Annotated in this window: 6 protein-coding genes and 2 pseudogenes; 3 read left to right on the top strand and 5 right to left on the bottom strand. The window is 73.8% G+C overall.

What is annotated here, in order from left to right; all coding sequences use genetic code 11:
* Window positions 1-597 (top strand): anti-sigma factor (locus C1I97_RS30330; RefSeq protein WP_111006298.1); only part of this gene is annotated, 597 nt, incomplete at its 5' end.
* Window positions 598-713: 116 nt separating this feature from the next.
* A complete protein-coding gene (locus C1I97_RS30325) occupies window positions 714-980 on the top strand; it encodes a hypothetical protein (RefSeq protein WP_111006297.1) in 267 nt (88 codons plus the stop codon).
* A 42-nt stretch (window positions 981-1,022) separates the two neighbouring features.
* Here the strand turns inward: C1I97_RS30325 and C1I97_RS30320 are convergent, their stop codons facing one another.
* Complete coding sequence (locus tag C1I97_RS30320) at window positions 1,023-2,219, bottom strand: CaiB/BaiF CoA transferase family protein (RefSeq protein WP_111006299.1); 1,197 nt, start codon at window positions 2,217-2,219, stop codon at window positions 1,023-1,025.
* A gap of 65 nt (window positions 2,220-2,284) precedes the next feature.
* A pseudogene (locus tag C1I97_RS30315) lies at window positions 2,285-2,560 on the bottom strand (ABC transporter permease); the annotation flags it as partial.
* Between the two features lies 1 nt (window position 2,561).
* Between C1I97_RS30315 and C1I97_RS30310 the strand changes: the two are divergent.
* Window positions 2,562-2,768 (top strand): annotated as a pseudogene (locus tag C1I97_RS30310) (TetR/AcrR family transcriptional regulator); the annotation flags it as partial.
* A gap of 27 nt (window positions 2,769-2,795) precedes the next feature.
* On the opposite strand, the gene C1I97_RS30305 reads toward C1I97_RS30310, so the two are convergent.
* The 3 genes from C1I97_RS30305 to C1I97_RS30295 form a co-directional block, all read right to left on the bottom strand.
* Complete coding sequence (locus C1I97_RS30305; RefSeq protein ID WP_111006296.1) at window positions 2,796-3,962, bottom strand: type ISP restriction/modification enzyme; 1,167 nt, start codon at window positions 3,960-3,962, stop codon at window positions 2,796-2,798.
* A gap of 24 nt (window positions 3,963-3,986) precedes the next feature.
* Entirely contained in the window at window positions 3,987-4,736 is a 750-nt protein-coding gene (locus tag C1I97_RS30300; protein ID WP_111006295.1) for a GntR family transcriptional regulator, read from the bottom strand.
* A 27-nt stretch (window positions 4,737-4,763) separates the two neighbouring features.
* Window positions 4,764-5,490: homogentisate 1,2-dioxygenase domain-containing protein (locus tag C1I97_RS30295; protein WP_146608338.1), on the bottom strand; the 727-nt coding region annotated here is incomplete at its 5' end.

The raw sequence follows: 5,490 nt of genomic DNA, 5'->3' as shown, positions 1-5,490 counted from the left end.
GTCCTGGCCGCCGTACGCACCACCCCTCAGGACCCCGCACCGGCGCGCGCGCACACGAACCGGCTGCCCCCGCACGTCTGGGGCACCCAGCCGCCGCCCGCGCGCGTCCGCGCGCCCCGGCCGCGCCCCCTGTTCGTCCCGTTCGCCACCGTGACCGCCGCCGCGGCCCTCGTCGTCGCCGCGCTGTTCGCCGTCCAGGCGAACCGGACCCAGGAGGAGCTGGACGCCCAGAGGGACCGGGCACGTGAGATCGCCCATGTTCTGGCCGCGCCCGATGCACGGGCCACCACCGGCCGGGACGCGCGGGGTCGCGGTATCGGAGTGATCGCTTCCGCTTCCGAGGGCCGGGCCGTGGTCACCCTGAGCGGATACGCGGCTCCGCCCGGTGGCCGGGCGCACCAGCTCTGGCTCATGCGCCCCGGCGCGCAACCGCGCTCCCTCGGGCTCCTCGCGGGTGACACGCCCCTGGCCGTCTCGGGTCTCACCAAGTCGGCTACGTCACTGGCCGTGACGGTCGAACCCGAAGGGGGATCGGAACAGCCCACCAGCCAGCCATTTGCCCAACTCGCGTTGAAATCGGTCGGATTCGGAGAGTAATCGTCAACCCCCTTGCGGGGTAGGTAAATCCTGTGACCGCGCTACACGAGTGCCCCAAGGGGGACGATAGGGTTACTCTGCCCGGGCCGGGCGGACTCGTACGGGTGGGGAGTGACATGGAGCAGATAACAGTGCGCAGCAGGGCCAGGGTCCCTGCGATCACCTGCGGGAGCAGCGCGACCAGTTCACGCCTCGACCGCCATCTCGCGGTGCTGGCCGGACCCGCCGTGCCGCAGCAGGAGGCGGCGGAGGCGACGTCGCTGATGCGCGAGCTGACCGCGCGTGACGCGCACGACCGCACGGGCAGGAGCGCACGGGTCCGCCGGGTGTCGCTGTTCGCGCCGCTGCGCCGGCTCCGCCGCTCGCTGTTCGGCGGGCACTGAGCGCGGCCTGCGCTCCTTCGGTCCGTTCACCAGGACCCGCGCTCAGGCCACCACGCCGTCCCGGCGCAGCGCTGCGATCTCGTCGTCCGTCATCCCCACGGCACGCAGCAGCGCCCCGGTGTGCTGACCGAGCGCGGGCACGTCCCCCATACGGGGCCCGGCCCCGCCCGGCAGCGTGATCGGCGGCAGCAGCGCCCTGAGCGGCCCGGCCGGCGTCCCCACCTCCCGCCACCGCTCCCGGGCCGCCAGCTGCGGATGCTCCGCCACCTCGTGCAGGTCCCGCAGGCGCGCGCAGGCGATCCCCGCGGCCTCCAGCCGGGCCAGCGCCTCGTCGGCGCCGAGCGCGCCCAGCGCCTTGGCGACCAGCGCGTCGGTCCGCTCCCGGTTCGCGACCCGTGCCGCGTTCGTCGCGAACGCCGGGTCCGTCCCCCACCCCGACTGCTCCAGCACCTGTTCGGTCAGTCGCCGCCACTCCCGGTCGTTCTGCACCGACAGCAGCACGCGCCCGCCGTCCGCGGTCGGGTAGGCGTCGTAGGGGGCGATGACGGCGTGCGCGAGACCGGTGCGCGCCGGGGCGGCGCCGCCGTGCATCGCGTGGTGCAGCGGATGCCCCATCCACTCCGCGAGCGCCTCCAGCATCGACACCTCCACCGGCCCGCCGCGCCCGGTCGTGCCACGGCGCACCAGCGCGGCCAGCACGCCCGAGAAGGCGTACATGGCCGCCGCGACGTCCGCCGCCGGGATCCCCGCCTTCACCGGCTGCTCCGGCGTACCGGTCACCGACACCAGCCCCGCCTCGCACTGCACGAGCATGTCGTACGCCCGCTTGTGCGCGTACGGGCCGCCGGACCCGTACCCCGAGATGTCCACCGCGATCAGCCGCGGGTGCTCGGCGCACAGCGTGGCCGCGTCCAGCCCGAGCCGGGCCGCCGCGCCCTGCGCGAGGTTCTGCACGAACACGTCCGCCTCCGCGACCAGCCGCCGTACGACATCCAGCCCCCGTGGGTCCTTCAGGTCCAGCGCTATCGACTCCTTCCCCCGGTTGCACCACACGAAGTGCGAGGCGAGCCCCCCGGCCGCGGTGTCGTACCCCCGGGCGAAGTCGCCCCCGTCGATCCGCTCGACCTTGACGACCCGGGCGCCGAGGTCGGCGAGCTGCCGGGTGGCGAAGGGCGCCGAGACGGCCTGCTCGACGGCGACGACGGTGATGCCCTCCAGGGGCAGGGGAAACCGGTCCATGAGCCGGATCATGACCCGGGAACGGGGCCCTTGTCACCAGCCGGTCACCGCTGTCCGGTATCCGGTCACCTCTCCCCGCGGGCGTACCGCCGCACGGCGAGGGGCGCGCAGAGCGCGATCAGGACCGCGCACCAGGCGAGGGAGCCGGCGACGGGGTGGGCCACGGGCCGGGCGGCGGCCTCGGGGACCGGAGCGTTGCCGAACAGGTGCCGCAGGGCCGTGGTCACCGCGCTGATCGGATTCCACTCGGCGACCGTCCGCAGCCAGGGCGTGAGGCCGTCGGTGGGGATGTAGGCGTTGGACAGCAGCGGCAGGACGAAGGCCGAAGCGCCCAGATGGCCGAACGAACTGGCCACCGCGGAACGCACCCGCTCGCTGCCCTGGTCCCAGGAGCAGGAGGACGCGGCACGGATCGCCTACCTGGGCCGGCAGCTCGCGAGCGGCGCCTATCCGCGGCTGGCGGCGTCCTTCGCGGAAGACGCCGGTCCGATCGATCTGGAGGCGGTCTTCGCACGGATGCTGGAACGGGTGCTCGACGGGTTCGCGTAGCCCTTCGGTTCGCGTAGCCCCTTCCCCTCACAGCAGCGCGAACTGGCCTTCCGGGCCCTCCTCGTGATGGTCCAGCACGGACGCCGGGCGGCGGGCCGCCTGCGGTACCGGCAGGACGCCCGCCTCCCGCAGCTCGGCGGTGGTGATCGGGGCGGTGATCCGCAACCCGGCCCGGCGGGGCCGTAGTTCCGCCAGCAGTGCGAGGACCGTGATCAGTTCGAGGAGTTCCGACGTCCACGCCTGCGGCCAGGCCGCCGGGCGGATCGCCGCCAGTGTGCCCGGTTCGCCCTCCGAGGTCCGCGCGGCGAACCACTGCTCCAGGACGCGCGACGGGCCCGCCTCGAAGTCCCAGGCCTCCGGCGGGACCGGGGAGACGCGGCCCTCGTCGAGGTGCAGCGTCTCCTCGTCCCGGTCGTAGCGCAGGGTCAGCGGGCGTGGGGGCAGCGGGGCGCGGACGTAGGGGCGGCGGCCGCCGGGCAGCTTGGGGCGTTCGCCGTCGCGGCGCATCAGCCACAGCATCCGGCGGCCCGACTCCACTCCCGCCGCCCAGAGACCGGCGTCCGCCGTGAGCGGGACGGCCGGGCCGGGGCGCGCGGTCGCGAGCGTCCAGGCGAGGACGTCCACCGGGGTGGGGGAGTGCCCGAGGCGGGCGGCTAGATGATCGAGCAGGCCGGGCGCCAGGTTCGGCTCCCGTGCCCCCGGACGGCGGTACAGGGGGCGGACACGGCCCGGCCGGACCAGCGGCAGCAGGGAGGTCGCCAGCAGGAGCGGTTCCGTGGCGCCGGGTGCGGCGGCCGGCTCGGCCACGAAGATCTGCCGGGCGTCCGCCACCCGCCACAGCTCGGGGCGGGCCGCGTCGATCAGGCGGTGGTCGGGGATCAGCCACTGTTCGTCGAAGGGCGCCACCAGCACGCGTACCGGCTCCGGGCACGCTCCCGAGGCGCGGACCAGCTTCTCCGTGCCGCCGGTCCGGCCCGGCAGCTGACCGACCGCCGTGTACGGCGTCCGCGAGCGCGTCGGCTCGAACAGGGTCTCCCGATCGGGGCCCTCGGCCTTCAGCAGGGCGTCCCAGCGGGCCCTCAGACAGCCCGCGTCGGGCGCCGCCGGCCACCCCCGCCCGAGTCGCGGCGGTGCGACGGACCACGGCATGAGGTCGGCCAGCGGCACAGCGTCGTCGTGCGTCACGCCGGGCATCGTACGGCCTGTCCGCGGACCGGTTCAGGTGGCGTCAAGGGTGACCGAGAAGGAGAAACGGTCCCCGCGGTAGTGGATGACCGCCACGTCCAGCGGCCGCCCGGCCGCGTCGTAGGTGATCCCCGTGTAGTGCAGGATCGGGCTGAGCAGAGGGACTTCGAGGAGCCGGGCCGTCTCCGGGTCGGCCAGCCGCGCCTCCACGGTGTCCGTGATCCGGCTGATGTCCGCGCCGACCACGTCCCGCAGCACCTTGGTCATCGGCCACCGCAGCAGGTCGTCCACGGCTATGCGCCGGGCCAGCTCCGGACGGACGTGGTTGCGGGCGTGGTTGGTCGGCTCACCGGTCCTCTCGTCGCTGCGCAGCCGGTGGTACGTCGCCACCTCGCCCAGGTCCGGGAAGAACTCGGCGAGTTCGGCGGGCACGGGCTCCGTGCCGTGGTCCAGCAGTTCGGTGGTCATGCCGGACTGCTGGGCCACGATCGCGTCCACCGAGCCGAGGAGCCGGACCGGGGCACCCCTCCGGGCGTCCGGCTCGATGAACGTGCCGCGCCGCCGGTGACGGGTGATCAGCCCCTCGTCCTCCAGCTCCTTCAGCGCCTGCCGCATGGTCAGCACGCTCACGCCGTAGTGCCCCGCCAGCTGTTCCTCGGTGGGCAGGCGCAGTGGGTCCCGGGGCGAGCGGCCGAGGATCGAGGCGCGCAGCGACTGGGACACCTGGTACCACAACGGCAGCTTGCGGTTCAGGACGATCGAATCCGGGGCGAAGGAGGTCACGGGCCATCCGTACCGGTAGGGAATCGGTCAGGGCAAGAGGCGGAAGTGCCGCTCGAGGCCCTGCCAGACGTCGTCGTAGCGCTGCTGCAGGTGCTCGGCCCGCGCCGCGTGCGGCGTGAGCGTCACCGGCCAGCGGGTCTCGAACATGAACGCCAGCCCGTCGTCGACCTTCTGCGGCTTCAGCTCCGCCGCGCTCGCCCGGTCGAACGTCTCCCGGTCCGGGCCGTGCGCCGACATCATGTTGTGCAGCGAGCCGCCGCCCGGCACGAAACCGCCCTCTCCGGCCGTCTTCGCGTCGTAGGCGCCCTCGATCAGGCCCATGTACTCGCTCATCACGTTCCGGTGGAAGTACGGCGGCCGGAAGGTGTCCTCGCCCACCAGCCAGCGCGGCGCGAAGACCACGAAGTCGATGCCGGCCAGGCCCGGGGTGTCGGAGGGCGAGGTCAGCACCGTGAAGACCGACGGGTCCGGGTGGTCGTAGGAGATCGTGCCGATGACGTTGAAGCGGCGCAGGTCGTAGACGTACGGCACGTGGTTGCCGTGCCAGGCGACGACGTCGAGCGGGGAGTGGTCGTAGGTGGCGGTCCACAGGTTGCCGCAGAACTTGTTCACCACCTCCACCGGGCCGTCCACGTCCTCGTACGCGGCGACGGGCGCCATGAAGTCCCGTGCGTTGGCGAGGCCGTTGGCGCCGATGGGGCCGAGGTCGGGGAGACGGAAGGGAGCGCCGTAGTTCTCGCAGACGTAACCGCGG

It is taken from the genome of Streptomyces sp. NTH33 (genome assembly GCF_003236365.1).
Lineage (GTDB): Bacteria > Actinomycetota > Actinomycetes > Streptomycetales > Streptomycetaceae > Streptomyces.
This window is presented reverse-complemented; position numbering and strand designations above follow the sequence as displayed.

Bases quoted from the DNA above. Each gene is read 5' to 3' on its own strand.
- C1I97_RS30320 (WP_111006299.1), bottom strand. From the start codon at position 2,219: ATGGACCGGTTTCCCCTGCCCCTGGAGGGCATCACCGTCGTCGCCGTC.
- C1I97_RS30325 (WP_111006297.1), top strand. From the start codon at position 714: ATGGAGCAGATAACAGTGCGCAGCAGGGCCAGGGTCCCTGCGATCACC.
- C1I97_RS30305 (WP_111006296.1), bottom strand. From the start codon at position 3,962: ATGCCCGGCGTGACGCACGACGACGCTGTGCCGCTGGCCGACCTCATG.